Here is a 1,493-nt window from a genome sequence, read left to right on the forward strand (position 1 = left end):
CTTCAGAACTAACACAGTGGACGCGAGCAACTGAGGACAAGCCCTCGGCCTATTAGTACCGGTCAGCTCCACCCATTACTGGGCTTCCACATCCGGCCTATCAACCCAGTCGTCTACTGGGAGCCTTACCCTCTCAAGGAGGTGGGAATACTCATCTCGAAGCAGGCTTCCCGCTTAGATGCTTTCAGCGGTTATCCCTCCCGAACGTAGCCAACCAGCCATGCCCTTGGCAGGACAACTGGCACACCAGAGGTTCGTCCGTCCCGGTCCTCTCGTACTAGGGACAGCCCTTCTCAATATTCCTGCGCGCGCAGCGGATAGGGACCGAACTGTCTCACGACGTTCTAAACCCAGCTCGCGTACCGCTTTAATGGGCGAACAGCCCAACCCTTGGGACCGACTCCAGCCCCAGGATGCGACGAGCCGACATCGAGGTGCCAAACCATCCCGTCGATATGGACTCTTGGGGAAGATCAGCCTGTTATCCCCGGGGTACCTTTTATCCGTTGAGCGACGGCGCTTCCACAAGCCACCGCCGGATCACTAGTCCCGACTTTCGTCCCTGCTCGACCCGTCGGTCTCACAGTCAAGCTCCCTTGTGCACTTACACTCAACACCTGATTGCCAACCAGGCTGAGGGAACCTTTGGGCGCCTCCGTTACCCTTTGGGAGGCAACCGCCCCAGTTAAACTACCCATCAGACACTGTCCCTGATCCGGATCACGGACCGAGGTTAGACATCCAGCACGACCAGAGTGGTATTTCAACGGCGACTCCACAACCACTGGCGTGGCTGCTTCAAAGTCTCCCACCTATCCTACACAAGCCGAACCGAACACCAATATCAAACTGTAGTAAAGGTCCCGGGGTCTTTCCGTCCTGCTGCGCGAAACGAGCATCTTTACTCGTAGTGCAATTTCACCGGGCCTATGGTTGAGACAGTCGAGAAGTCGTTACGCCATTCGTGCAGGTCGGAACTTACCCGACAAGGAATTTCGCTACCTTAGGATGGTTATAGTTACCACCGCCGTTTACTGGCGCTTAAGTTCTCAGCTTCGCAACCCCGAAAGGTCACTAACCGGTCCCCTTAACGTTCCAGCACCGGGCAGGCGTCAGTCCGTATACATCGCCTTACGGCTTCGCACGGACCTGTGTTTTTAGTAAACAGTCGCTTCTCGCTGGTCTCTGCGGCCACCCCCAGCTCACGGAGTAAATCCGATCACCAGACGTGGCCCCCCTTCTCCCGAAGTTACGGGGGCATTTTGCCGAGTTCCTTAACCATAGTTCACCCGAACGCCTCGGTATTCTCTACCTGACCACCTGAGTCGGTTTAGGGTACGGGCCGCCATGAAACTCGCTAGAGGCTTTTCTCGACAGCATAGGATCATCCACTTCACCACAATCGGCTCGGCATCAGGTCTCAGCCTTAATGTGTGACGGATTTGCCTATCACACGGCCTACACCCTTACCCCGGGACTACCACCGCCCGGGC

At 56.5% G+C, this 1,493-nt stretch carries 1 rRNA gene (running past one end of the window); it reads right to left on the reverse strand.

From position 1 onward, the window contains the following. Positions 1-33: 33 nt before the first annotated feature. Positions 34-1,493, reverse strand: a 23S ribosomal RNA gene (locus tag ABT034_RS35165); it runs 1,523 nt beyond the window's last position.

Origin of the sequence: Streptomyces sp. NPDC002773, assembly GCF_040295605.1 — a bacterium.
Taxonomy (GTDB): domain Bacteria; phylum Actinomycetota; class Actinomycetes; order Streptomycetales; family Streptomycetaceae; genus Streptomyces.